Here is a 26,201-nt window from a genome sequence, read left to right on the forward strand (position 1 = left end):
GTTATTGGACGCTGCTAGCTTCAAGTCATAACAAACTTGATAAAAAAATTGTTGCAGCATCCTTGTTTATAAGGGTTTTAGACTTATATACGTTGCTATCAAACTTCGTCACAGCGTAATTTTCACAGGTTAATCTGCTGTTAGAAGCTTGAGCAAAGACTACGTTTTAGCAAGCATTTGTTTTACAAATCATTTGTTTTTAAAAAGCTTTTGCGAGTTTTAGACAAATTATTGCAATTGCTTTCACTATTTTATTCTATGATAGCGCTGTGTTTGAGCGTAACGTTTACTTAATAAGTGCCATGGTGCATTTTTACAAGTGGCAATGTTTTAACAATAACAATTTCTTAAGGATCGGCATGAATAATTTCCAATATTACAACCCTGTGCGTATCGTATTTGGCGAAGGTCAAATCAAAGAACTCGCCAATCTTGTCCCTGATAATGCCCGTGTACTTATCACCTATGGCGGCAGCTCTGCCAAAAAAACCGGCACACTCGATGAGGTCAAAACCGCGCTACAAGGTAAACAGCGTGAAATCTTTGAATTTGGCGGCATTGAGCCAAATCCAGAATTTAATACCTTGATGAAAGCCGTCGATATGGTACATGCCAACAACATTGATTTTTTGCTCGCTGTCGGTGGTGGTTCAGTACTTGATGGCACCAAATTTGTTGCATTGACTGCCACCTTAGATGACGACAAAGACCATGAAAAAGCGTGGGAAGCATTAAAAGGATATACCCGTGATATTCAAAATGCGCTACCGCTCGGTACTGTATTGACTATTCCTGCAACAGGTTCAGAGATGAATTCAGGCGGCGTTATCAATCATAGTGAGCGTCATGCCAAATTGCCTTTTGGTAATCCGCTAGTATTCCCGCAGTTTTCGATTCTTGACCCTGCCAAAACCTTAACGCTACCTGAGCGTCAAGTGATGAATGGTGTAGGCGATGCGTTTGTGCATGTGATGGAGCAGTATCTGACTTACCCAGTCAATGCCAAAGTCCAAGATAGTTTCTCTGAAAGTCTGCTCAAAATCTTGATTGAAGAAGGCCGTGCCGTCAAAGCCAACCCTAACGACATGGAAACGCGTAAGAACATCATGTGGACAGCGACAATGGCACTCAATGGTCTCATTGGCACTGGCGTACCACAAGACTGGACCACCCATATGATTGGACATGAACTCACGTCCCTACACGGCATTGACCACGCCCGCACTTTGACCATTGTGTTGCCTGGGGTGATGCGTGAGCTCAAAGATAGCAAAAAAGACAAGTTACTACAGTACGCCAAAAACGTTTGGCATATCACTGAAGGTAGCGATGAGGATAAAATCGAACAAGCGATTGTCAACACCGAAAACTTCTTCCGCGAGCTTGGCTTACCGGTGAGATTGTCAGATGCCGACCTTGATGCGTCTGCAATCGCGCCAATTTTAAGCCAATTAGAAGAACATAATATGGTCAAACTTGGTGAACATCGTAGCAATGATTTGGCAGTGTCTGAGCGGATTTTGCGCGCAGCCATCTAATCATCTAATGCTATAAAAAAAACCTAGCGATTGGCTAGGTCTTTTTTTGTGGTAGCAACAGTTAAAAACCATTGGGATGGGCCAATTCATCATGCCCATCTTTATCAATCACTTTTGGCAGTGGCAACGCCATACCGACACTACTAGGCGTCTCTTGAATCACCACAGGCGGCGGCTGGTAACGGGTAATCACTTCATTACCCTGCTCATCCTCGCTGAGCACATACTGGTAGCCTTTGCGATTAAAGCGTTTAACTAGCCTTTGATACCACCCTGCAAAACCCGTTTTGGGTTCGTTTGGGTTATGATAAAACGCATTCATTACTGCAGGTAGCCCCAGACCACATACCACGCCCGACATCAATACCACGATAAAGGTATAACCCACCAAAAAGCTGCTATAGGGCTGCAATTCAGGCACGTTAGAAACTGATAAAATCAACGCCAAAGAAATTGCCCCGCGTACCCCGCCCCACGATAAAATCGTCAAACTGCCGTTATAACTAGTTTTTCGGACATCAGATAACAGGCTAAATGACGCAAAATTTGCCAAAAAGCGAGATAAATGCAGACAAATAAATGCCACCACACCGCCCAAAATCAACGAGGTATTCAGCTCTAAAATAAATAGCTCCAGACCTATAAGGGTGAACAAAAATGAATTGATAATCCCCTCAATGGCGTGCCAAAAGTGATTCACATAGGTGATTTCACCTTCTTCTAAAATCTGGTGCCAACGGTTACCGACAATCAAGCCCCCGACCACACAAGCAATGGGCGCGGAAGCATGCGCATACAATGCCACCAAATACGACCCACACGCCAAAAATGCCGTGGTCAAAATCAGTGACTCCATTTCGTGTTTACCGCTTAAAATCCGCAGCGTCATCTGCCCAAAAAACCAACCAATAATCCCTGCGACCACGATTTCATACAACAACACTTCTACTGTGGTCACGATGCTAAAGCCATTGCCTTGCAGACCATGCAAAATAGTCATAAATAGCGCAATACACACCGCATCATTGAACAGCGATTCGCCTTCTAGCTTAATCATCAAATGGCGCGGCGCTTTGATAGAGCTAAGCACGCCTTTGATGCCAATCGGGTCAGTCGCGCCCAGTGCCGCGCCCAATAACAGCAATACCGCAAACGGGATATTTGCCCCTGTGAGCCACTGAAATCCAAACATGAGGCTTGCAAAAAACAGCGCACACAGTGCCAATGCGATACTTGCCAAAATCCCAATCGGTTTCCAATAGTTTTTCAGATCAGATACCTTAAATGTCAGCGCCGATGACGTCAAAATAAAACAAATCACCCCATTGATTAAAAAATCGTAAAAATCGATATCACGCACCGCATTTTGGATACTGGTGATATTGATGGTAATAAACTCGTTGCCATTGAGCAGGCTTGCACTCCACTGCAAAATAAAAACCAGTACCGCCGACACAATGGGCACTCCAATGGCTTGTGGAAAGTCCAAAATCCGCTTGTTAAATAGCGTGGTAATGATGGACAAAGCACAGACAGCTGCCAAAATTTGTAAAAAAATAAAATTTCCCATAGGCGTTTTTTTAGCTCTTAATTCTATAAAACACTGTCGCCAAAGCCATTTTTAGCCGTGACAAAGCAAAAATACTTCAACAAAAATAAAACCCTACTACAAACTGTGGTAGGGTTTTACCGTAAGCAATTGTTTGCGCAAATGCAAGCAAATTTTGTGATTAATATCTCTTAAACCGTGTTGGCGACATGATGCAGCCAGCGCTGAATCATCACATCAAGCGCTTCAGGCTTATAGGGCTTGGTACAGTAATCTTGCATACCCGCATTAAGATATACTTCTTTGTCCCCATGCATGGCGTGTGCCGTCACTGCAATAATAGGCGGCAACTGATTGAATGATTGTTTGAGCATCTTGGTGGCTTCCACCCCATCCATGATGGGCATTTGATGATCCATCAAAATGATGTGATATTTGCTAGGGTCAGCTTTATAAAAATTGACGGCTTCAAGCCCATCTTTGGCTCGGGTGACTTCATAGCCATATTTTTTTAGGCTTTTGACCGCGACCATGGCATTTAGCTCATTGTCTTCTGCTAGTAGAATATGGGCAGGTAGATGTTCTCGCGGTTGTATTGCGGTTTCATCATGACGTTGGTGCCACTGCTGATAGCTGATTTCATCGGTTGCTATCATTGGTAAAGTTAGGGTAAAGGTTGCGCCTTTATTTTTTTCACTGGTTACCTTAATCGTACCACCCATCCCTTCTGCCAACGCTTTGCACACAGATAGCCCTAGCCCTGTACCACCATATACACGATGAGTAAACTTATCAGCTTGATTATACGCATCAAAAATCACTGCCAATGATTTAGGCTTGATACCAACACCTGTATCAATCACATTGAATTTGATTTGGTGCTTATCACAGCCCTTCATGGCTTGAATGGTCACTTTACCCTGTTTTGGGGTAAATTTGATGGCGTTATTGACTAGATTGATTAAAATCTGTCGCAGGCGCACAGGATCGGTGTTGACATATTTGGGCAAGTTGTCAGGGTAGTCGAGTACGAGTTCCACGCTGTTTTCTTGCGCAGTGGCTAAAAAGCATTGATACACGTCTTGGCATAGCTGGGCTAAATCAACGGGGATACTCTCAAAACGTATCTTACCTGATTCTACTTTGGATAAATCCAAAATGTCGTTGACGATGGTAAGCAGATGCTCATTGGACGATTTAATCGATTTGATATAGTGTTGCTGCTGCTTATCAAGCGGTGTCTGCTCAAGTAATTCAAGCATACCCATGATACCATTCATCGGCGTGCGAATTTCATGGCTCATATTGGCCAAAAATGCGGTCTTTACCTCATCGGCGCGTTCAGCTTGGTAACGCTGCTGACGTAATTTTAAGGTATCACTCACCATCGCCGCCAAATCTGCTAACACGCGTTGTTGATTGGCATCAAAATCTTGATGCGGCTGGTCGTCAATCACACATAGGGCGCCCAAAGCAAATTCCCTACCTTGACTATCGTGAACTACGATGGGTGCGCCAGCATAAAACCGAATATAAGGGTAACCGGTGACTAAAGGATTGTTTTTAAATCGCGTATCTTGGTGAGTATCGAGCGTGACAAAGGTGTCATTTTGTGTAATAGTGTAATTGCAAAAAGCAACATCACGGCTGGTTGAAGGTTCTTTTAGACCAATTCTTGACTTAAAAAACTGGATATCAGCATCCAAAAAAGTAATAGCGACAATCTTAGTACCAAAAAACGCCTTAGCCAATGCGCTAATACGCTCAAATTCGGCTTCTGTATTTGTTTGGATAATATGGTACTCATCCAATACCGCTAGACGCTGTTTTTCATTGCTTGCTATAGGATATGATATCATCTCATTAACACCGTCCTACTACGTGATAAAAATTAAACGCTGAGGTTATTTTAACGCTTCAGCCACCAACATCATCCCCACCACTGAGGTCACTGCAACGGCCGATCCATAGCCGCCACAATGCAAACCACCTGCTTGACAAGACTTATCAACAATCGGTGGCTGTGATGAAAACACACAACGAATACCGAACTTTTCTTTCATCGCACGATTGATGCCATAATCTTGACGAAGTCGCTGTCTGACTTTAGCCAGTAGCGGATCTTGATAAGTATCCTTAAGATCTGCCACCTGAATTTGGGTCGGATCCGTCTTGCCACCTGCCCCGCCCGCCATAATTAACTTTAATTTATTAAATCGGCAATGCAACGCAAGCGCAAGCTTGGCATTCATATCATCGACACAATCTAACACCACAAGCTGTTTACCTGACTGTTTAAGCTGTGATTGCAAAGCACGATTAGGTATTAACAATTGTACGTTGTCTTGGCTCAAAAAATCGTCAATCAAATGTAATTTGATATGCGGATTAATTTCTTTGATACGTGCTGCCATGGCTTCAATTTTGCTTTTACCAAAATTGCTATCGGTAGCGGGTAATTGTCGATTGACATTGGAAGCTACTAGCACATCCATGTCAATTAATGTCATCTCGCCCACACCTGTACGAGCCAGTCCCTCAGCTGCCCATGAGCCCACACCGCCCACGCCTACCACATACGCATGCAGATTCTCAAACTTACTAAATTGCGCGGCACCATACAGTTTTTGGGTACCCGTAAAACGGCGTTCGTATTGGGCATCAGTTAATGTCATATCAGGCGTCATTTCGGCTGTCATTGTCATGGTTTATCTTAATCTTGGTCAGGGTTTATATTCAATTTGTTTGGGATAGGATAATCCCAGCTGACTTGTAGTGCAGCGCAGCTATTTTGCCACAACTGTTCGGCGAGCCGTGATTGATCTTTTCTTAATAAGTCTGATAATGCTGTCAACACGTACGGCAGATTGGCAGGTACATTGCGCCTACCGTGCGTCCCATGACAGGGCAGCGGCGTAAAGTCTGGGCAGTCCGTCTCAATCACAATAGCATCAAGCCCAACGGTTTTGACAAGTTCTGTAAGGGTATGGCGCAGTTTTTTGGCATTCGGATTGGTCACTTGCCCAGTGATGCCGATTTTAAAGCCCAGATTGACCAGCGCTTTGGCTTCTTGGATACCGCCACTAAAGCTATGGGCAATGCCGCCTTGGGTAAATTTTTGTGATTTTAACATTTTAATCACATCGCCATGCGCGCGGCGAATATGTAGCAGCGCCGGCAGTTGGTATTGTTTTGCCAATTCAAGTTGCTGAACAAAAAAATCTTGCTGCCTAGCGTAATTCTCCGCAGTTTTCATCGGCGCAGTAAAAGTATCAAGCCCGATTTCCCCAATCGCAATGGGAGAATATTGCTGAATAAACTGCTCTAGCCGCTGCAAATCGCTGTCTTTATGCTCAGTGATATAAAAAGGATGCAACCCAAAAGCTAAATGCGCCAAAGGTGTGGCTTTGCCTTGCTGCCCATAACCTTGCATTTGCTGTTGGCACGCCAACATTTGTGCAAAATACTTTGCTAAAAAGCCTATCAAAACCAGATGATGAACGCCATTATCCCATGCCAATTGGGATTGGATTTCACGGTCATGATCGAAGCTATCCACATCAAAATGGGTATGCGTATCAATTAATGGTAATGGTAATGGCAAATCAAACGAGCAAGTCGGATCATTTATCATAGTCATATCATTTCAAATACTGTGGTTTGACATTGCCGTTTAGCTCGCTGTAAGGCACCGTCAATTGCGGTGCAGCCCACGCACGTCATCTATTTATCCTTTATTTGTTATCTGCCCATAGCTTTACATAAAAGTTTTAGCCATTGTTTTAGTTATGGTTATCCTGCTCAGTATTTTTATTGATAGGCGTCTCAACTGTATTTTTAGCGGATAGACTTTTACGGTAATCGGCTACTTTATCAGCCCGTGGACTACTACGTCTAGGTAGCAACAATAAAGCTGTCGCAGCAACCCCTAGTTTAATCACCCTCGATATGCTCATACCTTTCCTTTCCCTGCCTTAGTTTTTAAACCTTAGCTTTTAACAGTATTGCCATAAAAAAACCCATCAGTCGATACCCGTTTAATGGTGGACTAATGGGCTGTTTTCAAATACCGTTATGGATATAGCTGTTATATGATAACGTAATTTGATAAGTATTCGATAAGTTTTAGAATTTTTTACCCAATACTTTTGCAGCTAGCTCTTTACCGACGGTAAATGCGGTAGTTTTATTAGGCTTAGTGGCAGTTGAATCTGCAGCGCCATTGTCATTATCAGCAGGTACGGGGTTATTTGCTTGGCTACCAGCCTTGTTTTCAATAGTTGGCTGGGTTTTGTTACGACCTTTTAACATATAATAAGCGGCACCAAGTACGCCAAGTTTAATAAGGTTTGATTTGTTTACACCATTAGGAAATTGCATAGTATCCTCACTTGTTATTGTCGATTATTCAAAAAAATATAGTAGTTGCTAAACTAAGCTAATGCCTATAGTTTAACAAATTATAAAGAATTTTACTAAAGTAGTTGAGTTAAGAATCTTTATATTTTGCCATAGTTTAGTTACGGTTTGGTAAATAGATAAATTCATGTCCAATGCTCATATATTGACCCATCATCTTGCGGAAATAGCCAAACAAATCCCGCAGGACATTCTTCAAGAAAAAACCAAATATAAAACAAGCCATCGTCTGTTAATAAAGCTTTTTCATGACTGGGAAAAGCGGTTTCCCATAACTTAAGTTGCTCATCAATCGAACCCGTTAAGAAACAGTCATTTTTGCCAAGTTTAAAATAACCATTTTCAAGAGCATAGCGTATAAAGTCAAAAAAAAATTTTTTCTTAAATTCGAAATCGTGCGTATCCCCAAACTCAGATAAATATTCATTATCCACAATACTTTGCCAAACATTATGGGATGTTAATCCCTTAACGTCATTTGCAAAAAAATTCAGAGCTTGTTTATACTTAGCTGAATTCAACTCGCACATAAAAATCAATGCTCACGGGTGGCGCTAAAGGTAATTTCTGGATAACGCTCTTGCATCAATTTAAGATTAACCCGGCTTGGGGCAAGATAGGTCAAATAACCACCGCCATCAACAGATAACTGGTCGTGGGCTTTTTTCTTAAACTTCTCAAACGCCACTTTGTCATCACAATGCACCCAGCGCACCGTCGCAATCGACACAGGCTCAAAGGTACATTGCACTTTATATTCTTCAAGTAGCCGATGCGCGACCACTTCAAACTGTAGCACCCCTACCGCGCCCAAAATCAAATCATTGTTGATTTGCGGCATAAATACTTGGGTGGCGCCTTCTTCTGATAGCTGCTGTAAACCTTTTTGCAGTTGTTTGGATTTTAGTGGGTCTTTAAGTACCACACGGCGAAATAATTCTGGCGCAAAGTGGGGAATGCCTGTAAAGTTTAAAGTTTCGCCTTCGGTAAAGCTATCGCCAATTTGGATGGTGCCGTGATTATGTAAGCCGATGATATCGCCCGAATACGCTTCTTCCAGCGCTTCGCGGTCACCTGCCAAAAATGTCAAGGCATCTGAAATGCGTACTTCTTTGCCCAAGCGCACATGTTTCATTTTCATGCCTTTTTCGTACTTGCCTGAACACACCCGCATGAAGGCAATACGGTCACGGTGTTTTGGGTCCATGTTAGCTTGAATTTTAAAGACAAAGCCGGAGAATTTTTCTTCATCGGCTTTGACGGTGCGTTCGACTGTGTCATGGTCTTTAGGCGCTGGGGCGTATTGGGTAAGTACATCAAGCACCATGTTAATGCCAAAGTTACCCAACGCCGTACCAAACAACACAGGCGTTTGTTTACCTGTCAAAAACTCATCAACATCCCAATCTTCATGTGCCATTTTTGCAAGCTCTAGGCTTTCTTCAAATTCACGGAAGGCAATTTCACCGATTCTCTCGCGGACATCTGGATAGTCATAGCCGTCACGGCTCTCAATCTCGACAATCTCAGTACCATGACCTTTTTGATAAAAGTAGGTTTTATCTTCGCTGATGTTATACACCCCAACAAAATGCTGGCCCGTACCAATCGGCCACGTCATCGGCACACATTGGATTTTTAGGACGTTTTCAATTTCATCAAGCAGTGATAACGGGTCACGGATTTCGCGGTCAAGCTTGTTGACAAACGAGATAATCGGCGTATCACGCATCCGACATACTTCCATCAGCTTGATGGTTCGCTCTTCAACCCCTTTTGCCCCATCAATCACCATCAGTGCGCTGTCCACCGCGGTTAAGGTACGATAGGTATCTTCTGAAAAGTCGGCGTGACCTGGGGTATCTAGCAGATTGACCATGTTGTCAGCATAGGGAAACTGCATCACTGAGGTGGTAATCGAGATACCACGCTCTTGCTCCATGCTCATCCAGTCAGATGTCGCGTGTCTGTCGGTTTTGCGTGATTTGACTTCACCTGCGCGCTGAATTGCTTGTCCCCACAGCAGTAATTTTTCGGTCATGGTGGTTTTACCGGCATCGGGGTGCGAGATAATAGCAAAAGTGCGGCGTTTGGCGATTTCAGAATGTAGTGACATAGTGTTTGACTTAAAAGTAGCGAGGCTTGGTAACCGATAAAAGAAAGAATAAAAAAGATGGCATATTGTAGCCGATTTTACGTTTGATTGCGATTTTCACGGGTGATTATTGCGCATCACGCACGCGATTTTGACAAAATTTTGTCATAAATCTAATACTTTAATCACTAAAATTGTGTTAGTTTTATCTCATCTTTTTTTATCTTGTTAAGATGTTATTTATGACCGCTGAACCCCTTGGCAACAATCCTGAACCCGCACTTGAAAATAAAAACAACGCTTCGACCAGTGCTCATTTGGGCGATCCTTTTTTGACCAATGATCGGTTACAGTGGTCAGATATGAAAAGTTTTTTGTTAGCGATTAGCAGTGTGATTGTTGTCTGGCTGCCTGTGCTATTGCTCCACCTGACTTTAGTGCTTTTTGCCACCTTAATTACTTATGCGCTGGTTCGCGGCATTGCTGGCTGGATTTATCGGCATGTCATTGCCTATATGCATAGCGCCTCGCGTCAGCAGCGTGTGGGTAAAGTCGCAGAATGGTTTGCTATTGCCATTTTGGCGACCATAATTTCGCTTACTGTGTATGTATTTGGCGATTGGATTGCTGATAAAGCGAGTATTGATGTCTTTAATAAGCTTATCCGACAGATATTGGACATATTTGACCAGCTTCATACCCTACTACCCGCAAGTATCTCTCAGCATCTACCCATTTCAGTCAGTTCATTTCAAGCTATGCTCATGAGTACTATCAAAAGTCATGCGCCGCAACTACAGTTAGTGGGTATTCATACGTTACGCGGGCTTGGTTATGTGCTAGCCGGTGTTGTGATTGGTTGTATTGTGGCATTGCAAGTACCTGTGAATAGCGCGGCGCATAAAACCCCATTTACCCAGCATTTGCGCCAAAAATTTGATGAACTTATCATGGGGTTTAATGATGTATTTTTTGCGCAAGTCAAAATCTCTAGTATCAATACCATCTTAACTTCGGTGTTTTTGCTAGGGATATTACCTATACTCGGTCATCCGCTACCGATGGCTTGGACCGTTGTGCTTATCACCTTTTGCGCAGGGCTATTCCCTGTCGTTGGTAATTTGGTCTCAAACATTGTTATCGTTTTGCTCAGCCTCACTCACGGGCTTGGCATCAGCATTTTATCGCTTGTGTGGTTGGTGAGCATTCATAAACTTGAATACTTTTTAAATGCGCAAATCATTGGTCACAAAATCCGAGCGTCTGCTTGGGAATTGTTGTTATTTATTTTGGTGCTTGAAGCAACGTTTGGGTTAGCGGGACTGATCAGCGCGCCAGTGATTTATGCCCAAATCAAACGCATTTTGGCAGATAGGGGCTGGGTTATTTGACTTCCTCCCCTCCCTAAAGTGAGGGGATTCCTTCTGCAAGACGGTCAAGCCCGACCGCAAGAATGTTCCGACTGGCATTAATATCTCTATCATGCCATGTGCCACACTTTGCACAAGTCCATTCTCTTATTCGCAAACCTGCTCTACCGCTCAAGCTACTGGACATATCGCCACAGCACGAGCAAGTTTGGGTAGTGTATCGCTCTGATACGATTTCAAAACGACAACCTGCGTTCTCGCACTTATAGGTCAGTTGTCGTTTCAATTCAAACCAACCTGCATCGTAAACCGACTTGGCTAGTTTGCCTTTTTTATTGTTAAATTGGGTGGTTTTTACATCACCAACCACGATTAGGGCGTTATTCTTAACTAGCCCTGTGGTGAATTTGTGTATGAGGTCTTGGCGTGTATTTTTAATTTTGGCATGGATTGCCTTGACACGCTGTTTGTTTTTGGCACGTTGAGCGGTAGCTAATGCTTTGGCATATTTGAGCGTTTGCTTGATGGTGAGTTTGTCACCGCTTGAGGTAGTGGCACTGTCTTTAAGCCCTAAGTCAATGCCTACGCTACCCGTTCCGCATTGTGTCTTGGGATAGTCTTTGACGGTGATACAGGCATACCAACGGTTACGGCTGTCTTGGACTAGCTCGCAAGTGTTGATTTGATATAGGCTAAGGTTGTAGCTGTCCCATAGGTCAATGACTAGTTTTTGTCCTTTGGCTAAACTAAGCTGTAAGGTGGATTTTAAGCCTTTTTTACCAATTTGGTGTGTGGCGATGTGTTTGATGGCAGATTGTTTAAACGGTAGCCAACCTAAGCTTTTACGCTTAGAGCTTGGGTTATTGGTTCGCCAGTTTAGTTTGGCTTTTTTGAATTGGCGACGCGATTTGGCGTGGGTTTCGTTAATGGCTTGAATAGTTTGACTATGCAAGCCTAGCAGTTCACCGCTACCTTTGGTGTATTCGTTTAGATCATAGGCACAAAAGAATTTCCCAGTTTTTTGCAGATGCTTGTAACTCAAGTCATTGACGTAGTTCCATACGAAATTGACCGAACCACTTAGGCGGTTAAGCTTTGCTGTGTGTTTATCTCGTATGCGTAGCTTGAGTGTTTTCATGCAAATTATTTTAGCAAAATTTATGCAAGCGTTATAGTGTACAAGTTGCCTTATATCCACCGCCTAAAGGCGGTGGTTTTACGGCAACGGCTGATAAAATCACCTACTGGCTACAGGACTCTTTAACAAATAATTTGCCCGATAAATTGAATTTTTAAATCTTATCGCCATTAATAACAGAACACGACTTTATTGTTACAGTGTTGTATGGTTGAATGATTAAAAATGTGTTTTAAAGTCTATAACTGCCAAATTTTTAATGATTGATGTTACAATTTACATTAACACTTTTTGGCGTATTTTGAGGTTTAACCAAAAGTTCAAAGATTTTCACGGTAATGATAGTGAAAAATCCTAGCAATTTTAATTTATTGTGCCAAAAAAGCGATTTGCCAATCCATTCATTGATTCATAAGGAATTTTAGCGATGTCTACTATCAATAATAACAACGTTGTACATTTTCATTACACCTTAAAAGACGACGAAGGTAACGTCATTGACCAATCACCAGAAGGTCAACCTTTAGCGTATTTACATGGCTACCAAAACATTATTCCAGGTCTTGAGTCACAATTGGCGGGCAAATCAGTGGGCGACAAATTTACTGCAAGCATTGAACCTGCAGACGCTTACGGCGAATTCGATGATGCTGCAGTACAAGAAGTTCCACGCGAAAACTTCCAAGGTGTCGAAGATATCCAACCAGGTATGCAGTTCCAATCGCAAACTGAAGACGGTCATGTGATGTTAGTCACTGTGAAAGATGTACAAGAGGACAAAGTGATTGTTGATGCTAACCATCCCCTAGCAGGTAAAAAACTTCATTTTGATGTGGAAGTGGCAAGCATTCGTGATGCATCAGATGAAGAGTTACAACACGGTCACGTACACGGTGCAGGCGGTCATCACCACTAAGTTATCATTAAAGCTTAGAAAGATTAAATGGAAGGCTATATTTATAGCCTTCTTTTTTTGTGCAAAATTTTACCCTATGAAATACTTTTACGGGGTGTAAGAAACGCTTGATATTATTTACAAAATCATTGATTTAGTTACGTTTTTTGATGCTTTACTACAGTTTTTACCACACACTGTGCGCTAGATTTAGGCATAATAGTTTTATACCCAACAAACAATCCAAGCAATAATAAAGACGCAGGATTGGGTATATATTTTTAATTATTTATATAGCATTAAATTAATTACAAAAAAGGATACTACTCATGAACGAGAATACAATTAAAGGTCAATGGGAACAAGTTAAAGGCGCTGTAAAAGAAACTTGGGGTGACTTAACTGATGATGAAATTACCCAATTGGAAGGTAATCGCCAAAAGCTATCAGGTAAAATCCAAGAGCGTTATGGCCGCGCCGAAGATGTGGTAGAAAAAGAAATCGACGACTGGTCAGCCCGTCATGACTATCGTTTCTAGAATAGATTAACTCCTCCTCCAAAGTAAAAAAGCCATATCAGATGATATGGCTTTTTTACCTGCTATCCTAGCATCACTGACCTCATCCTTAAGGTCCTTACTAACTGGTAGTGAATTTCTTGACTCATCCTAAGTCTCACTCCACGTGTTTATCAAGCATCATTCCTTAATACTACGATAAACCATTCCTTTATTGGCAATTCTGTCCCTATCTCAATCCTTGAGAACCATCCCTGTGCCGTTGAATGTATTATTACAAAATTTACCATTCGGTAACAGTCGTACAAACGTCAATGCATGTAAGCTTTTGCTTACACACATTTTTGCCATTAGGGGCGTTGGTTATTGGCTGTCTGTGCATCAAGCATCACATTAGCCGCTTCAATCACAAAAGCTTCACTTTCAGGCAGCTTTGGACGTTCGGCTTGTTTTAGACGGCTACGGACTTCTAACTCTGCATCTTGCGCAGCTTGGTACGCTGTCCACGTGCTATAGGGGCTTTCCCCATTGGCTTGGCGTCTCGCATTTTCTGCCGCCAACATTTTTGCCTCAATGTTTTTGCGGAAAGTACGGCGGTCATTGATGTCTAATTTGACAGGTTTCTTATCATCTTCCTCATTACGGATTCTGTTGAGTTGGCTTAGATAAGCGAACTGGGCATTGGCTGCTTGACGCTGCTGTGACAAGGCATTGAGTGATTGCAAGGTCTCACCGGAATAGTTGCCCGCAGGTTGGTACGGCGCGGCACGAATGGTATCCCATGCCAGTGGGTTTTTCATGCTACGTTCACCAAACTCCATGCCTTCATAGATATTGACTAAGCGCACATCGGGTACAACGCCTTTATTTTGGGTACTGCCGCCTGTGATACGGTAGAACTTGCGCTGGGTTAAGGTCGCTGACCCTAAGGCAAGGTTATCAAGCTGAATTTGTGCTGAGCCTTTACCTGTGCTCGTGCTGCCGACAATCAGACCGCGACCATAATCTTGAATCGCTGCGGCAAAAATCTCGCTGGCTGAAGCCGAGCCTTGGTTAATAAGTACGGTCATCGGGCCTGTATACAGCTGCTTACCTTTATCTTCGTCTTCATACACTTGGATATTGCCGCGATTATCACGAATTTGTACCAGCGGACCTGACTTGATGAACAAGCCAATCATTTTGGCGACTTCATCGAGTGAGCCACCTGGGTCATCACGCAGGTCTACCACTAGGCCATCAATGTTTTGCTGGTTTAAAGCTTTTAACGCGTTTTCCGTATCAATGCTGACACTACGATAGTCTTCTCCCGCACGGCGGGCTTTATAGTTGAGATAAAAACTTGGGATTTCTAGCACACCGATTTTTTTGGCTTGTCCGTTTTTATCTTTGATACTAATCACCCGATGATTGACGCCCGATTCTTCTTGCTGAATCACGTCACGTATGAGGGTGACATTACGCGCGCTACTGTCTGGGGTGTTAGGCGCTTTGACGCGCACGGTGACGGATGAACCTTTTTTACCGCGAATGAGGTTCACTACTTCCCGTGTCGAATAACCGACGGTATCGACCATGCCTTTATCTTCAGTGGATACGCCGATGATTAAGTCATTGGGTTTGATTTGACCCGAACGAGCGGCAGGCCCGCCATCAACTAGGCTGATGATACGGGTGTAGTCAGGATTCTTGCGATCGGGCTGAATCGAGACACCGATACCGACCAATTCAAGGGTCGATTGGATTTGCATCTCATTAGCTTGCACGGGGGCAAAATAATTACTGTGCGGGTCATAGGCTGCCATCGCTGCATTTAACAGGGTTTCAACGATTTGGTCGCTATCGATACGCTGTAGCTGCGCATATTGGCGCTTTAAACGCTGGTCTAGCACTTGGCTTGGTGAGCGCGTTTCGTTTTTGACTAAATCACTGGCGTTGTATTTATCGGCATTTTCTTGCAAAAACTTGTCTTTGTTTTTGTCTTCATCTTGATTGATGGTCATACCAATCAGCTGGTAGGTCAGCTGTTTGCGCCAAAAATCGCGTTGCTCGGCAACGGTTTTAAAACGTGGCAATTTTTCACGGTTCATAATGACCGTTTCATTGCTCTGTAAGTTCACAGGGGATTTTAATAAGCTATCGGCAAAGCTGTAATACGCTTTTGAGCGCTCAATAAAACGCTGATAGATGTCAAAACCCGCTTTTAAATCACCGCGTTTGAGATAATCGGCAAAACTATTGCCATATTTTTGGGTAAATTCATCAATATCGGACTGCAAAAACACGCTATGATTGGGGTCAAGCGCATCAAAATAGTCGCTTAAAATTTGCTTGCCCGTTGCAGCGTCCATTTTTTTATCTAGATAATGGCTACGATCCAACAACGCTGCGACTTGCCGAGTCACCTGCCGCTGCTCGTTATTGATCTGTCCGACGCTCGTCGATGCTGCAATGGCGGTTTGGTAACTTTGTCCCAGTATCGCCCCACCCATCAACAGGGCAAATACACTGGCGGTAAGTTGTTTGTATTGCATGACTTTCCTTACTCTATTTAATGAAGCGATAAACAGAAAAAACTGACAGCCCATCTTAGCACTGTCAGTTTTTCCACACCATACAAAACGTGTAAATGTTCGACTCAAATCATCTATCAAACCTCACCGTTTGTAGCGGTAAGTTGTTGTGTTAGCCAATCAATTGATTGTCTTTAAACAGTTGGTTTAATTGCGCGGCAGTGAGCAACTGTTTTTCACCGTCTTGGCGATTGACATATTCATATTTCACCTCGCCTGTTTCACTGATATTTTTCTCTGAGATAACAATACGATGGGGAATACCAACGAGCTCTAAATCGGCGAATTTTACCCCCGCGCGCTCGTCTCGGTCATCAAGTAGCACATCAACACCTTGGGCTTTTAGCTCAGTGTAAAGCGCTTCGGCAAGTTGCATTGCTTTGTCCCCTTTCGCTGGGTCTAGAGCATCTTTCATTTTGCCTTTAATCATCGGTACAATCGCCACAGTGAATGGCGCAAGGCTCTCACCTGTGCTACTGGTTTTCCAAATGATACCATTGTCATCGTGGTTTTGTTCAATTGCGGCGGCGACGATACGGGTCACGCCGATACCATAACAGCCCATCATAGTAATGACAGGTTTGCCCTGCTCACCCATCACCGCACAGTTTAACGCTTTGGCGTATTTGTCACCCAACTGGAAAATATGACCGACTTCGATACCGCGGCGGATTTGTAAGGTACCTTGTCCATCTGGGCTTGGGTCGCCTGCTACCACGTTGCGGATATCAGCAATTTCGGTGATGGTCGCATCACGCTCCCAGTTGACGCCCGTGGTATGAAAATCTAGCTTGTTGGCACCGCTAACAAAATCTGACAACACCGCAGCGGCACGATCTACAATCACTGGCATGTTCAAATCAAACACCCCGATATACCCTTTGTGCAGCCCCGCTGCTTGCATCGCCTCTTCGCTCGCCATGGTGAGTGGGGCTTTGACTTGCGCCAATTTTTCAGCTTTGATTTCATTTAGGGTATGATCGCCCCGTAACACTAACGCGACTAAGGTGGCTTTACCTTCTGCGGTAGGTGCACCTTCGACGATTAAAGTTTTGACCGTCTGTGACAATGGCAAGCCTAAATGCTTAGCCACTTGCTCACAGGTTGGCATATGGGGCGTGCTGACATCGGCTTTGTCCTGCGTTGGGGCAGCACGTTCACCGACCGCCACCGCTTCAGCAAGCTCAATATTGGCCGCATAATCTGAGCTATCTGAAAATACGATATCGTCTTCACCACTGCCGGCTAGGACTTGAAACTCATGCGACGCAAATCCCCCAATCGAGCCGGTATCGGCTTGCACCGCACGAAAATCTAACCCAAGACGGGTAAAGATATTATGATAGGCGCGATACATATCATCATAGGTGCGCTGTAATGACGGTTGGTCGATATGAAACGAATAGGCATCTTTCATGATAAATTCACGTGAACGCATCACCCCAAAGCGTGGGCGAATTTCGTCACGAAATTTGGTTTGTACTTGGTAGTAGCTCACAGGGAGCTGTTTATAGCTTTTTAGCAAGTTACGCGCGATATCGGTAATCACTTCTTCATGCGTTGGGCCTAACACAAAATCACGTTGGTGACGGTCTTTAAACCGCAGCAGTTCAGGACCATAGGCTTCCCAGCGACCGGATTCTTGCCAAAGCTCGGCAGATTGCACCACAGGCATGAGCAGCTCTTGGCAGTTGATGGCATCCATCTCTTCACGGATAATTTTTTTAACTTTTTGTAAGGTTTTTAGACCCATCGGTAGCCACGTGTAGAGACCCGACGCAGATTTACGAATCATCCCTGCACGGAGCATTAATTGGCTGGAGATGATATCGGCATCACTTGGGGTTTCTTTTAACGTTGCAAAAGTAAATTGACTGGCTCGCATGGCACACCTTGTTTGTACGGCTTGAAATAAGAAAAAAACGAGAATGGATAGACTATTTGGTAAACCGATTATCTTATTTTATGCCACTGGGTGGTGCAATAGTTTTTTTAATTTTTGCCAAGTCGATGCCGTATTTTTGGACTTAGCTTTTTTAATTTTAGCATTTTTATAAATTAGGAAAATCATTATGACAATTTGGTCATACCCATTGGCTATTTAAACTAGCTACATTGAAATCATGACAAGTCATAACCATACAAAATAGCATCCACTATTAAACTGTTAGGAATGGATACATGACCCAACTACCCACTTCATCTTCTACGCCATCACCTGAGGCAAAACCGACTGCAAACTTGCCAGAACCGCCTGCACCGGGTAACAAAAAGCCGGTTTCTTTTTGGGTAAGTTTATTTTTACTGGCGGTGATTGCGGTGGCGGGTTGGCTATTTTTGCAGTGGCAACAAGCAAATACCCCTAAAAAAGTTGAGGTATTAACCCGCGAAGGGGTGGTTACTAAGATTCAAAGTCTCAATCGACTACAAACCGTGGCATATAACATCGATACCGTTATCACCAGCCAAAAAGAAGGCAATTGGTATGCCCTGTGGCAAGATCAACAAAAGGGGCTTTTTGTCGCTCATGGACGGGTGACCGCGGGCATTGACTTAAATCAATTAAAACCCACTGATGTACAAGTGACCTCAGATGGTAGCCATGTCAGTATCACCTTGCCCGCTGCGCAGATTTTGGATAGTTATTTAGATAACATTGAAGTGTATGATATTCAAACAGGGGTATTTGGCATGGTGCAAGCCGACCCGCAAATATTTAACCAAGCGCAAGTGGCTGGCAAAAACCAAGTGCTGACATCGGCTTGCCGCTCTGGCATTTTACAAACTGCCAACGATAATGCCCAAAAACAAGTGCAATCGCTATTTGCACTGGCAAATGTACAAGTCACTGTGAAAGTTACTGCGCCCACTAACAATTGCCGTTAAACCGATTGTTTGCCTATCAATAAAACCAATCCAAGGATAAAAGCGTTTTTTTGTTTTATGTTATTTTTGTGCGCTGGCAGAATTGGTATGAAAGGCATAAATAATGGATATGTAACCTACCTTAATAATAAGAATGTTGCTAAAATCTCAACTTTATAACCCGCTAGTTTTAGACGACATTTATTTGCTACTCTCATCAAAAATTGCAATAATAATAGCCACTTAACATGTCCATTTCAACAAGGGTTATGTTAATTTATTGCAAGGATGCTTGATGGCGTTTTAGTTGTGTAAAAGATCAATTCGCTAGCTGTTGGAGAGTTTACTGAATGAATGTCACGTCTGCCTCAGATCGTCTAAAAAAAGTAATGCGGATTGCTTTGGTTGGCATCAAGCCTGGCGACCAAGTGATGCTAAAAGGGTATCTACGCATCTTGCTTAGACTCGAAGCAGACCTTGAATGGGTATCAGCGAACAATCAGCAAATTGATTTATTTATGGTCAATCATGATTTTCGTCATGCTGAAAGCGTTCAAAAGTTAATTAGTAGCAAACCCAATACGGCCACTATTTATACCGCTCGTAGTGAGACGGAAAACGGCTATTTATCGCAAGATTTATTGGTGTTGCCGCTCAAAGATTTAGAGCCGCTCAGTGAGTGGTTGTTTTCACAACTACCGTTTTTTTCTGGTGTGTCTGTCAGCAATAAGGCATCCACTGCCGCTAAACTCACCGCTGATGCCTTTGACGCTTCTCAATCAGCGACAGATACTATAGCCAACCAGCGCGTAGCTTCAAATCCGCCTGCTCAAGCTGCCAATCCATCATCTGGTGTTGCACACTCTGCGCAAGCTTCAGCTGTTACAACTAGTCATACCCACAATGCGCCTAATCAACTTGCCGAATCCAGCCAGTCGATGGCATCAACCACCACTAACGGCACTGTCAATGATGAGTATTTAATCGGATTTGCCCAAATTTTTAGTCAGATTGCCCAGCGCCATAATGAAGTGCTGAGTATCAAAAGCCCTGCTGGCACCTTATTTGCCTATATCAATCCAAAACAGCAACGGGTTTGGGAGGTGTCTGAGTACATCTCATCCAATCAGCCTTGGATTATCTCGCTTGCTGATGATGTGGCTGCCAATCAGCTAGATGTCAAAACTGCTAAAAACTTGGTGCAATGGCTATGGGACTTGGCTAGCACACATGGTCAAAAATTTGAAGGTTTGCTAGATTCGCACATCAACTACCATATAGACAGTTGGGTAAAACCTATCCATGATGCCGACCAACATGACCATCTTAAAATCCAATGTGTACTAGAAGCCCGTTCGTTAACGATTGATGAATTGGTAGCACGCAGTCAATGTTCGCTACCCCAAGTCAAAAAAACACTCATTGGTTTATTTGTGGCAGGTGCATTGCCTGCTTCGGTCTATCAGCAAACTATCGCTCAGCTCAATAGTAAAACGATTAGCCAGCCAGTGACTCCATCCATGTCGCCAGCAGAAATATCACTGCCAAAAATGTCACCCGCTCAAGTGACAGTAGCTGAAATGACACCCGCTGAAAGCACCCAGACTGAGCCGCAGCCAATTACGCCCAGTGCGCAACCTGCTTTTGTTGAACAACCTGCTGCATCTGCTACGGTACCACCCACAGCGTCTGCGAACCAACCTGAGTCAGCCCACATCCAGCATCAGCCACCCGCGCCTACCAAACCTCAATCAAAACTCGATGAAATCCTTAGCCGCCGTGCTATGACAGAATCATCAGCCAATACCTTGTCCAATATTGCAACTACCTACAATAGCCCTTGGAATAATAGTACCACTGAGCCTGAACCCATCTTAGCGAGTGCTACATCGTCACAAGGTTCAACCTCGCCCACACAAGAAACTGGCAGCAATAGCATGATGGGGTTTTTAGGACGTCTACGTCGACGCTTGGGATTGTAAATCTTTCGTTAAGATGATTGATAATTTGATTATATTATCAGGGATTTATTAATTTTTTTTACTTAACAGCGTGGTTTCGCGTATGATACTAACGCAATTTTTTTCCTAATATTGTATTTATATTAATGCAATGAGTGTAAGGCTTTCTACATGCAACGTCTCAAAATTGTTTTTAGCGGACCTATGGGTGCGGGAAAAACCCAAGCCATCGCAAGCTTATCGGATATCCCTGTGGTGTCGACTGAAGTAAAAAATACCGACCTTCATGTCAACACCAAGGCATTGACGACGGTGGGTATGGACTACGGTGAATTGGTGCTAGAAGGTGGCATCAATATCGGGCTATATGGCACACCTGGGCAGGAACGCTTTAACTTTATTTGGCCGATTTTGTCGCAGGGGGCGATGGGGGTTATTATTTTGATTGACCATGCCGCCCAAGACCCTGTGGCAGATTTGGCAAATTATTTACAGACGTTTACTAAAATTTATACGGGTCGTATCGTTGTGGGTATCAGCCAAGTTGATAAAATGCCTGAGCGCGACTTTGGCATTTATCATGACTGGTTGGCTGCCAATGATAAGAATCTGCCTATTTTCCCAGTCGATATGCGAAAAAGAGAAGATGTGCTGTTACTGGTTGATACCATTATTGCATCACTTGAATTGACAGCGCAGTGAGCGCATGATTGAATTACGGTATATGGCTTACGTTAACAAGCTATTCGGTAAACGCAGCCATTTGACTTAGATATTGAGCGCAGCGACTGACAAACTCGACAGCAATTTTAAAACCGTTACGCTAGTAAATATTTGGATACCAATATGAATGACCAATTGTTTCAAATGGAAAGCCGCATTAAGCCCAGTGAGCAATTTATTGCCCTATCTAATGAAGTATTGCACGAACTCATTCATACCACGAGTGGCATTGAAGGGGTGTTGTTGTCATCAACCGATGGCTTTGAAGTCAATTCAATTTTTCAAAAAACCTATGATGGCGGTAAATTATCCGCGGTCGGCAGCTCAATCTTGGCATTGGTACAGGCATTGACCGCCGAAGCGCAGCTTACTGGCTGTCGCTCAGTCATCCTAGATGCCGAAAACGGTAAAATCATGATTAGCGCCGTGCCTAGTCAGTTCCAGCCGATGATTGTGATTGTGGTGACCAAACAACAAGTCTTGCTCGGTCAAATCATGCACGGTATGAATAAAGCGATTAACCGTTTAATAGAGCTCGATAAAGAATTTCATTAATACACAGTTAATTTATATCATATCTACTGTAAAGCCCTCAACAGCATTGAGGGCTTTTTTCATGTCCCTCATATCCAACCTGTCAAACAATCAATTTTTGACATTTTCTACAGTTCATCCGACTTTTTATACAACTTAATTTTAATAATTTAGCAAAATGTGATTTAAAAATTGCTATGGATTGCCCCATTACCTTTCATCAGTATAATTCATCATTTTGTCATATAACCTGACTACACTACCGTCACCGACGGACGATGGTTTATCGATTTTCTCAATAGGATGAGGCAATTTGGGAAATTGAGATTAACCATCGTTTTTATTTTGCGTTAACGGCTGCTGTTAGAGTTTGTAAGCTTTTTTACTTGGGGCTAAGCGGTGCAATAGGTCATTTAATTAGCCAATCAATTTGCCAACAGATAAGTGACAATGATGAATTTTTCCAACCTTACCACACGTTTGCTATGCGTATTATTGCTGGTTTTTTTGGTGTTTTTGGCGATGGTGTATTGGATTATTGACCAAAAAGCCAAGCCTAACGTCGCCAAACTGACCTCTCAGACTATCATTGAAACTGGCAATGAGGCGGTGAATGGCATTTTGTCGCGTGTGAGTCAAATTGATGGCATGGCAGTGACAGCCAGTCGTATGACTGGCAGTTTGCCCAAAAATGCCGATATCATCAACACCAGTGTTGGCAATCTGATGGCAAATATGGATAAAGGCATTTTCGGCGGCGGTGTGTGGTATGACCCTTTGATGTACAAACCTAACGTCGATGAAGCCGCGTTTGTTTGGCAACGGGACATGCAGGGTGTTATGCAATCTGCCAGTCAATATCAAACCATCAATCCTGGCTATCAATCACCAAGCAAACTTACCGCAAATCGGGTAGCCGACCAAAAAACCCAACCACAGCTTGCCATGCCCTACTACCGTGACTGGTGGTATGTGCCTGCCGTGTATGCCAATCATGACCACTGTGTGTGGAGCCGTGCTTATATTCACCCGGCGACCAAACAGCCCGTCATGACCTGTGCCAAGGCGATTTTTAATGCGCAAAACAATGGCTTTGAAGGGGTGGTGAGTTTTGATGTACTGCTCGGCCGTATGCAATCGATGGTCAAAGAATGGCAGCGCAAAACAGGCGGTTATGTGTTTTTGGTCGATATGAACAACAACTTTTTGACTTTCCCCAATGAAGCACAAGTCAAACAAGTGACCGCTACTAACCCGCAAGGCGAAATGATGGATGTTAATAGTTTTGCCAAGAAAAACCCTGATTTTGCCCCCATTGCCAAAAGCTTAGACAACATCAATGACAACCTCATCAAACAAGCGCAAAAACTAGATGGCGGTAAATTTGATTTTACGGCCAATACGCTAGTGAGTAGTACCAACCTACAAAAAATCTCTCCCTCAGAAGCACGCATCATTTCAGCCATGCTAATGACCCAAAGCGGGCAAAATGAAAATCTCAACGCCACCCATTTTGTCGAACAAGTCAGCTTAGACAACGATTTATTGCTCAAAACCCCTTCCACAGCGTTTATTTTTGCCATGCCAATGACCAATTGGAAAATGGTCATCGTCAAACCCAATCAAGAACTGATGTTATTTGCCAATCAGCTAGGTAAACAGTTGCAATGGTATATGCTATTGGGTTTCTTACCCGTACTGCTATTAAGTGGTTATATTTTCCACCGTATTTTGGCGTTACCGCTGCACCAAGTCGCTCGTAACGTCCGTGAAATCGGTCAGTTGATTGCACAAAAAAAATATCTATCTCTGCGTGAGCACAAATTGCCACCGGCAAACATTCAAGAAATTGGCGTGATTACTGACTCGATGAACCAGCTGGTTGATCGGGTGGTCGAGAACGAAGGCGCATTAGCAAAAGTCAATGAACGCTTAGAGCAGCAAGTGGCAGAGCGTACCGAAAACTTGCACCAAGCATTAAAAGATTTAAAAGCCTCTCAAGTGCAGTTGGTACAATCAGAGAAAATGGCAACCATCGGTCAAATGGTCGCGGGTGTTGCCCATGAAGTGAACACGCCATTGGGCTATGTGGGTAGTAACTTAGAGTTGATTGATGAAAATATCGTACGTTATGACGAATTGATTGACCATGCCCAGCAGCTCAAACAGCTGATGCAAGATTCGCCGGCTGATACGGCAACCATCAATCAAACCATTGAACAAACCATTGCTTGCAGTGATGAATTGGTCGCCGATGCGGTGAGTGATGATTTGCATGGATTGGTGGATGACGCCAAATTTGGGGTTAGCCAAATCTCAGAATTGGTCGTCAATTTACGTGATTTTTCTCGCATCGACCAAGCCAAAATCAAAGCCGTCGATATCAACGACTGTATCAAAAACTCCCTAGTCATTGCCCGTAACAATATCAAGCAGTTAGAGGTGATAACTGAGTTAACTGCTATCGAACCGGTCAGTTGTAACCCATCCCAGATTAACCAAGTGCTGCTAAACCTATTTAATAACGCAGCACAAGCGATGGGGCAAACTCAGCACCCTACATTACACATTACTAGCACAGAAGACGGCGCCAATGTGTATATCAGCGTGGCGGACAACGGTACTGGGATGAGCGCTGAGACCCAAGCCAAGATTTTTGAACCATTCTTTACCACCAAAGCGGCAGGCGAAGGTACGGGACTGGGTCTTGCTATTTCGACCCAAATCATGCAGCAGCATAACGGCGATATTCATGTGCAATCACAACTTGGCGAAGGCACGACATTTACCATTAGATTGCCCAAAACAGCGATTAGCAGCGAGCAATCACCCAAGCTTTTAATCGCAGAAGAAAGCTAATGCTGATGTTAGATAACCGATAGCTGACAGGCAATCTGCTCAGCCATACACGAGCCACACTTGATTGTGGTCAATTTTAATTGTAGCCAATTTTAATTGTAGTCAACCTTGATTTTAGTCAACATACCTAAGTGACATGACCATGATAACGACTGTAACCAAACCCAAAATCGCCTTTATCGATGATGAAGACCGCATTCTACGCAGCCTAAAAATGCATTTTCGCGCCACCCATGATGTGTTTACCACCACAGAGCCCGATGAGCTACTAAGCTATGTACAAAATAACGAGGTCCAAGTGGTGATTAGCGACCAACGCATGCCAAAAAAACTGGGTGTCGAAGTACTAAAAGAGGTCAAAAACGTATCACCCCATACCATCCGCATCTTGTTGACCGGCTATGCAGACTTAACTGCGGTAATTGATTCCATCAACGAAGGGGAGATTTTTCGCTATATCACCAAACCTTGGCAGACGGATGAACTTAAAAGTATCGTCAATCAAGCCACCCAAATCGCGCTGCAAACCAAAGATGTATTCAAAGAAAATCTGCAGGTCACTCAGCCAACCATCGCCAAACGCAAAGTGTTGGTGATCGATGACAGTGAAATGGTATATTTACAGATGCAGCAAAAATTCACCCAGTTTGAAACGCACTGGGCAAATTCATTAGAAAAAGCGATTGAATTACTTGAAAATGACCGTTTTGGCGTGGCAATCACCGATGTGTCCTTGGGTGGCGAGAATATTTCACCCGTAATCTATGCATTAAAACAAAGCTTTCCAGATTTAGCGGTATTGGTACTCACCTCACTCAACGATAGCCACACCTTAATCGACTTGATCAATAAAGGGCAAGTCTATCGCTACCTACCGCGCCCCAGTAATTTGTTGTTACTCGAAATCAGTATTCAGCGCGCTTATGATTATCACGAAACCTTAGTCAATCAACCAAAATTACAAGCGCGACATGTCGTTGATGCCGTCACTGAAGTTGAAACGCGTAGTTTTGGTAATAAAGTCAAAAAATTCTTATCACGCTTTGGTATTGGTAAATCGCGCTTTGCCTAGCTTAAAATCTAGTGGGTAAGATAACAGGTTCAAAGCGTCGCATTTGAGCCGTCTCAATCCATGAATGCTAGCCATAAAAAAACCACCCAAAT

Annotated in this window: 21 protein-coding genes; 10 read left to right on the plus strand and 11 right to left on the minus strand. The window is 43.4% G+C overall.

Annotation, left to right across the window (positions count from 1 at the left end; translation table 11 throughout):
• Positions 1-359 precede the first annotated feature (359 nt).
• The gene (locus RTS10_RS06360) at positions 360-1,538 is read left to right on the plus strand and encodes an iron-containing alcohol dehydrogenase (protein ID WP_050325430.1); all 1,179 of its coding nucleotides are present in this window, start codon (positions 360-362) and stop codon (positions 1,536-1,538) included.
• Positions 1,539-1,599: 61 nt separating this feature from the next.
• Here RTS10_RS06360 and RTS10_RS06365 read toward each other — a convergent pair whose 3' ends face one another.
• The 8 genes from RTS10_RS06365 to RTS10_RS06400 all read right to left on the minus strand — a co-directional run bounded on the left by RTS10_RS06365 (position 1,600) and on the right by RTS10_RS06400 (position 9,622).
• Positions 1,600-3,108: a cation:proton antiporter gene (locus tag RTS10_RS06365; protein ID WP_312539664.1), complete on the minus strand. Its 1,509-nt coding sequence runs from the start codon at positions 3,106-3,108 to the stop codon at positions 1,600-1,602.
• Between the two features lie 170 nt (positions 3,109-3,278).
• Entirely contained in the window at positions 3,279-4,946 is a 1,668-nt protein-coding gene (locus RTS10_RS06370) for a GAF domain-containing hybrid sensor histidine kinase/response regulator (RefSeq protein WP_312539665.1), read from the minus strand.
• A gap of 45 nt (positions 4,947-4,991) precedes the next feature.
• The gene (locus tag RTS10_RS06375) at positions 4,992-5,792 is read right to left on the minus strand and encodes a tRNA threonylcarbamoyladenosine dehydratase (protein WP_227522669.1); all 801 of its coding nucleotides are present in this window, start codon (positions 5,790-5,792) and stop codon (positions 4,992-4,994) included.
• Between the two features lie 8 nt (positions 5,793-5,800).
• On the minus strand, positions 5,801-6,721 hold the full coding sequence (locus tag RTS10_RS06380) for a TatD family hydrolase (RefSeq protein ID WP_312539666.1): 921 nt from the start codon (positions 6,719-6,721) through the stop codon (positions 5,801-5,803).
• Between the two features lie 148 nt (positions 6,722-6,869).
• On the minus strand, positions 6,870-7,043 hold the full coding sequence (locus RTS10_RS06385; protein WP_312539667.1) for a hypothetical protein: 174 nt from the start codon (positions 7,041-7,043) through the stop codon (positions 6,870-6,872).
• A 169-nt stretch (positions 7,044-7,212) separates the two neighbouring features.
• Positions 7,213-7,467: a hypothetical protein gene (locus tag RTS10_RS06390; protein WP_312539669.1), complete on the minus strand. Its 255-nt coding sequence runs from the start codon at positions 7,465-7,467 to the stop codon at positions 7,213-7,215.
• A 164-nt stretch (positions 7,468-7,631) separates the two neighbouring features.
• Entirely contained in the window at positions 7,632-8,036 is a 405-nt protein-coding gene (locus RTS10_RS06395) for a DUF596 domain-containing protein (protein WP_083106467.1), read from the minus strand.
• A gap of 5 nt (positions 8,037-8,041) precedes the next feature.
• Positions 8,042-9,622, minus strand: coding sequence for a peptide chain release factor 3 (locus RTS10_RS06400; protein WP_312539670.1), 1,581 nt, complete (start codon positions 9,620-9,622; stop codon positions 8,042-8,044).
• Between the two features lie 221 nt (positions 9,623-9,843).
• On the opposite strand from RTS10_RS06400, the gene RTS10_RS06405 reads away from it, so the two are divergent.
• The gene (locus tag RTS10_RS06405; RefSeq protein WP_312539671.1) at positions 9,844-10,992 is read left to right on the plus strand and encodes an AI-2E family transporter; all 1,149 of its coding nucleotides are present in this window, start codon (positions 9,844-9,846) and stop codon (positions 10,990-10,992) included.
• Between the two features lie 13 nt (positions 10,993-11,005).
• Here the strand turns inward: RTS10_RS06405 and RTS10_RS06410 are convergent, their stop codons facing one another.
• The gene (locus tag RTS10_RS06410; protein ID WP_312114646.1) at positions 11,006-12,109 is read right to left on the minus strand and encodes an RNA-guided endonuclease InsQ/TnpB family protein; all 1,104 of its coding nucleotides are present in this window, start codon (positions 12,107-12,109) and stop codon (positions 11,006-11,008) included.
• 427 nt (positions 12,110-12,536) lie between these two features.
• Between RTS10_RS06410 and RTS10_RS06415 the strand changes: the two genes are divergently transcribed.
• Both RTS10_RS06415 and RTS10_RS06420 read left to right on the plus strand, forming a co-directional pair.
• On the plus strand, positions 12,537-13,025 hold the full coding sequence (locus RTS10_RS06415; protein WP_065254139.1) for an FKBP-type peptidyl-prolyl cis-trans isomerase: 489 nt from the start codon (positions 12,537-12,539) through the stop codon (positions 13,023-13,025).
• A gap of 308 nt (positions 13,026-13,333) precedes the next feature.
• Positions 13,334-13,543: a CsbD family protein gene (locus tag RTS10_RS06420; protein WP_060995603.1), complete on the plus strand. Its 210-nt coding sequence runs from the start codon at positions 13,334-13,336 to the stop codon at positions 13,541-13,543.
• Between the two features lie 329 nt (positions 13,544-13,872).
• Here RTS10_RS06420 and RTS10_RS06425 read toward each other — a convergent pair whose 3' ends face one another.
• The gene (locus RTS10_RS06425) at positions 13,873-16,056 is read right to left on the minus strand and encodes a carboxy terminal-processing peptidase (protein ID WP_312539672.1); all 2,184 of its coding nucleotides are present in this window, start codon (positions 16,054-16,056) and stop codon (positions 13,873-13,875) included.
• Positions 16,057-16,207: 151 nt separating this feature from the next.
• The gene (locus RTS10_RS06430) at positions 16,208-17,980 is read right to left on the minus strand and encodes a proline--tRNA ligase (protein ID WP_312539673.1); all 1,773 of its coding nucleotides are present in this window, start codon (positions 17,978-17,980) and stop codon (positions 16,208-16,210) included.
• Positions 17,981-18,276: 296 nt separating this feature from the next.
• Between RTS10_RS06430 and RTS10_RS06435 the strand changes: the two genes are divergently transcribed.
• From RTS10_RS06435 to RTS10_RS06460, 6 genes are all read left to right on the plus strand, one after another.
• Positions 18,277-18,981 (plus strand): DUF4230 domain-containing protein, encoded by a 705-nt coding sequence (locus RTS10_RS06435; protein WP_312522367.1) that lies wholly within the window; start codon positions 18,277-18,279, stop codon positions 18,979-18,981.
• Between the two features lie 329 nt (positions 18,982-19,310).
• Positions 19,311-20,942, plus strand: coding sequence for a hypothetical protein (locus RTS10_RS06440; RefSeq protein WP_312539674.1), 1,632 nt, complete (start codon positions 19,311-19,313; stop codon positions 20,940-20,942).
• Between the two features lie 150 nt (positions 20,943-21,092).
• On the plus strand, positions 21,093-21,623 hold the full coding sequence (locus RTS10_RS06445; RefSeq protein WP_312522369.1) for a GTP-binding protein: 531 nt from the start codon (positions 21,093-21,095) through the stop codon (positions 21,621-21,623).
• Between the two features lie 144 nt (positions 21,624-21,767).
• Complete coding sequence (locus RTS10_RS06450; RefSeq protein ID WP_128680284.1) at positions 21,768-22,199, plus strand: roadblock/LC7 domain-containing protein; 432 nt, start codon at positions 21,768-21,770, stop codon at positions 22,197-22,199.
• A 429-nt stretch (positions 22,200-22,628) separates the two neighbouring features.
• The gene (locus tag RTS10_RS06455) at positions 22,629-25,037 is read left to right on the plus strand and encodes an ATP-binding protein (protein WP_312539675.1); all 2,409 of its coding nucleotides are present in this window, start codon (positions 22,629-22,631) and stop codon (positions 25,035-25,037) included.
• 142 nt (positions 25,038-25,179) lie between these two features.
• Positions 25,180-26,109 (plus strand): response regulator, encoded by a 930-nt coding sequence (locus RTS10_RS06460; RefSeq protein WP_312539676.1) that lies wholly within the window; start codon positions 25,180-25,182, stop codon positions 26,107-26,109.
• The last annotated feature ends 92 nt before the right edge of the window (positions 26,110-26,201 follow it).

Origin of the sequence: Moraxella sp. CTOTU47616, from assembly GCF_032017465.1 — a bacterium.
Lineage (GTDB): Bacteria > Pseudomonadota > Gammaproteobacteria > Pseudomonadales > Moraxellaceae > Faucicola > Faucicola tetraodonis.

Coding starts and splice junctions, on each gene's coding strand:
- RTS10_RS06390 (WP_312539669.1), bottom strand. CDS start 7,467: ATGCAATTTCCTAATGGTGTAAACAAATCAAACCTTATTAAACTTGGC.
- RTS10_RS06440 (WP_312539674.1), top strand. CDS start 19,311: ATGAATGTCACGTCTGCCTCAGATCGTCTAAAAAAAGTAATGCGGATT.
- RTS10_RS06400 (WP_312539670.1), bottom strand. CDS start 9,622: ATGTCACTACATTCTGAAATCGCCAAACGCCGCACTTTTGCTATTATC.
- RTS10_RS06420 (WP_060995603.1), top strand. CDS start 13,334: ATGAACGAGAATACAATTAAAGGTCAATGGGAACAAGTTAAAGGCGCT.
- RTS10_RS06455 (WP_312539675.1), top strand. CDS start 22,629: ATGATGAATTTTTCCAACCTTACCACACGTTTGCTATGCGTATTATTG.
- RTS10_RS06365 (WP_312539664.1), bottom strand. CDS start 3,108: ATGGGAAATTTTATTTTTTTACAAATTTTGGCAGCTGTCTGTGCTTTG.
- RTS10_RS06380 (WP_312539666.1), bottom strand. CDS start 6,721: ATGATAAATGATCCGACTTGCTCGTTTGATTTGCCATTACCATTACCA.
- RTS10_RS06385 (WP_312539667.1), bottom strand. CDS start 7,043: ATGAGCATATCGAGGGTGATTAAACTAGGGGTTGCTGCGACAGCTTTA.
- RTS10_RS06425 (WP_312539672.1), bottom strand. CDS start 16,056: ATGCAATACAAACAACTTACCGCCAGTGTATTTGCCCTGTTGATGGGT.
- RTS10_RS06435 (WP_312522367.1), top strand. CDS start 18,277: ATGACCCAACTACCCACTTCATCTTCTACGCCATCACCTGAGGCAAAA.
- RTS10_RS06360 (WP_050325430.1), top strand. CDS start 360: ATGAATAATTTCCAATATTACAACCCTGTGCGTATCGTATTTGGCGAA.
- RTS10_RS06415 (WP_065254139.1), top strand. CDS start 12,537: ATGTCTACTATCAATAATAACAACGTTGTACATTTTCATTACACCTTA.
- RTS10_RS06405 (WP_312539671.1), top strand. CDS start 9,844: ATGACCGCTGAACCCCTTGGCAACAATCCTGAACCCGCACTTGAAAAT.
- RTS10_RS06410 (WP_312114646.1), bottom strand. CDS start 12,109: ATGAAAACACTCAAGCTACGCATACGAGATAAACACACAGCAAAGCTT.
- RTS10_RS06460 (WP_312539676.1), top strand. CDS start 25,180: ATGATAACGACTGTAACCAAACCCAAAATCGCCTTTATCGATGATGAA.
- RTS10_RS06370 (WP_312539665.1), bottom strand. CDS start 4,946: ATGATATCATATCCTATAGCAAGCAATGAAAAACAGCGTCTAGCGGTA.
- RTS10_RS06375 (WP_227522669.1), bottom strand. CDS start 5,792: ATGACAATGACAGCCGAAATGACGCCTGATATGACATTAACTGATGCC.
- RTS10_RS06395 (WP_083106467.1), bottom strand. CDS start 8,036: ATGTGCGAGTTGAATTCAGCTAAGTATAAACAAGCTCTGAATTTTTTT.
- RTS10_RS06445 (WP_312522369.1), top strand. CDS start 21,093: ATGCAACGTCTCAAAATTGTTTTTAGCGGACCTATGGGTGCGGGAAAA.
- RTS10_RS06430 (WP_312539673.1), bottom strand. CDS start 17,980: ATGCGAGCCAGTCAATTTACTTTTGCAACGTTAAAAGAAACCCCAAGT.
- RTS10_RS06450 (WP_128680284.1), top strand. CDS start 21,768: ATGAATGACCAATTGTTTCAAATGGAAAGCCGCATTAAGCCCAGTGAG.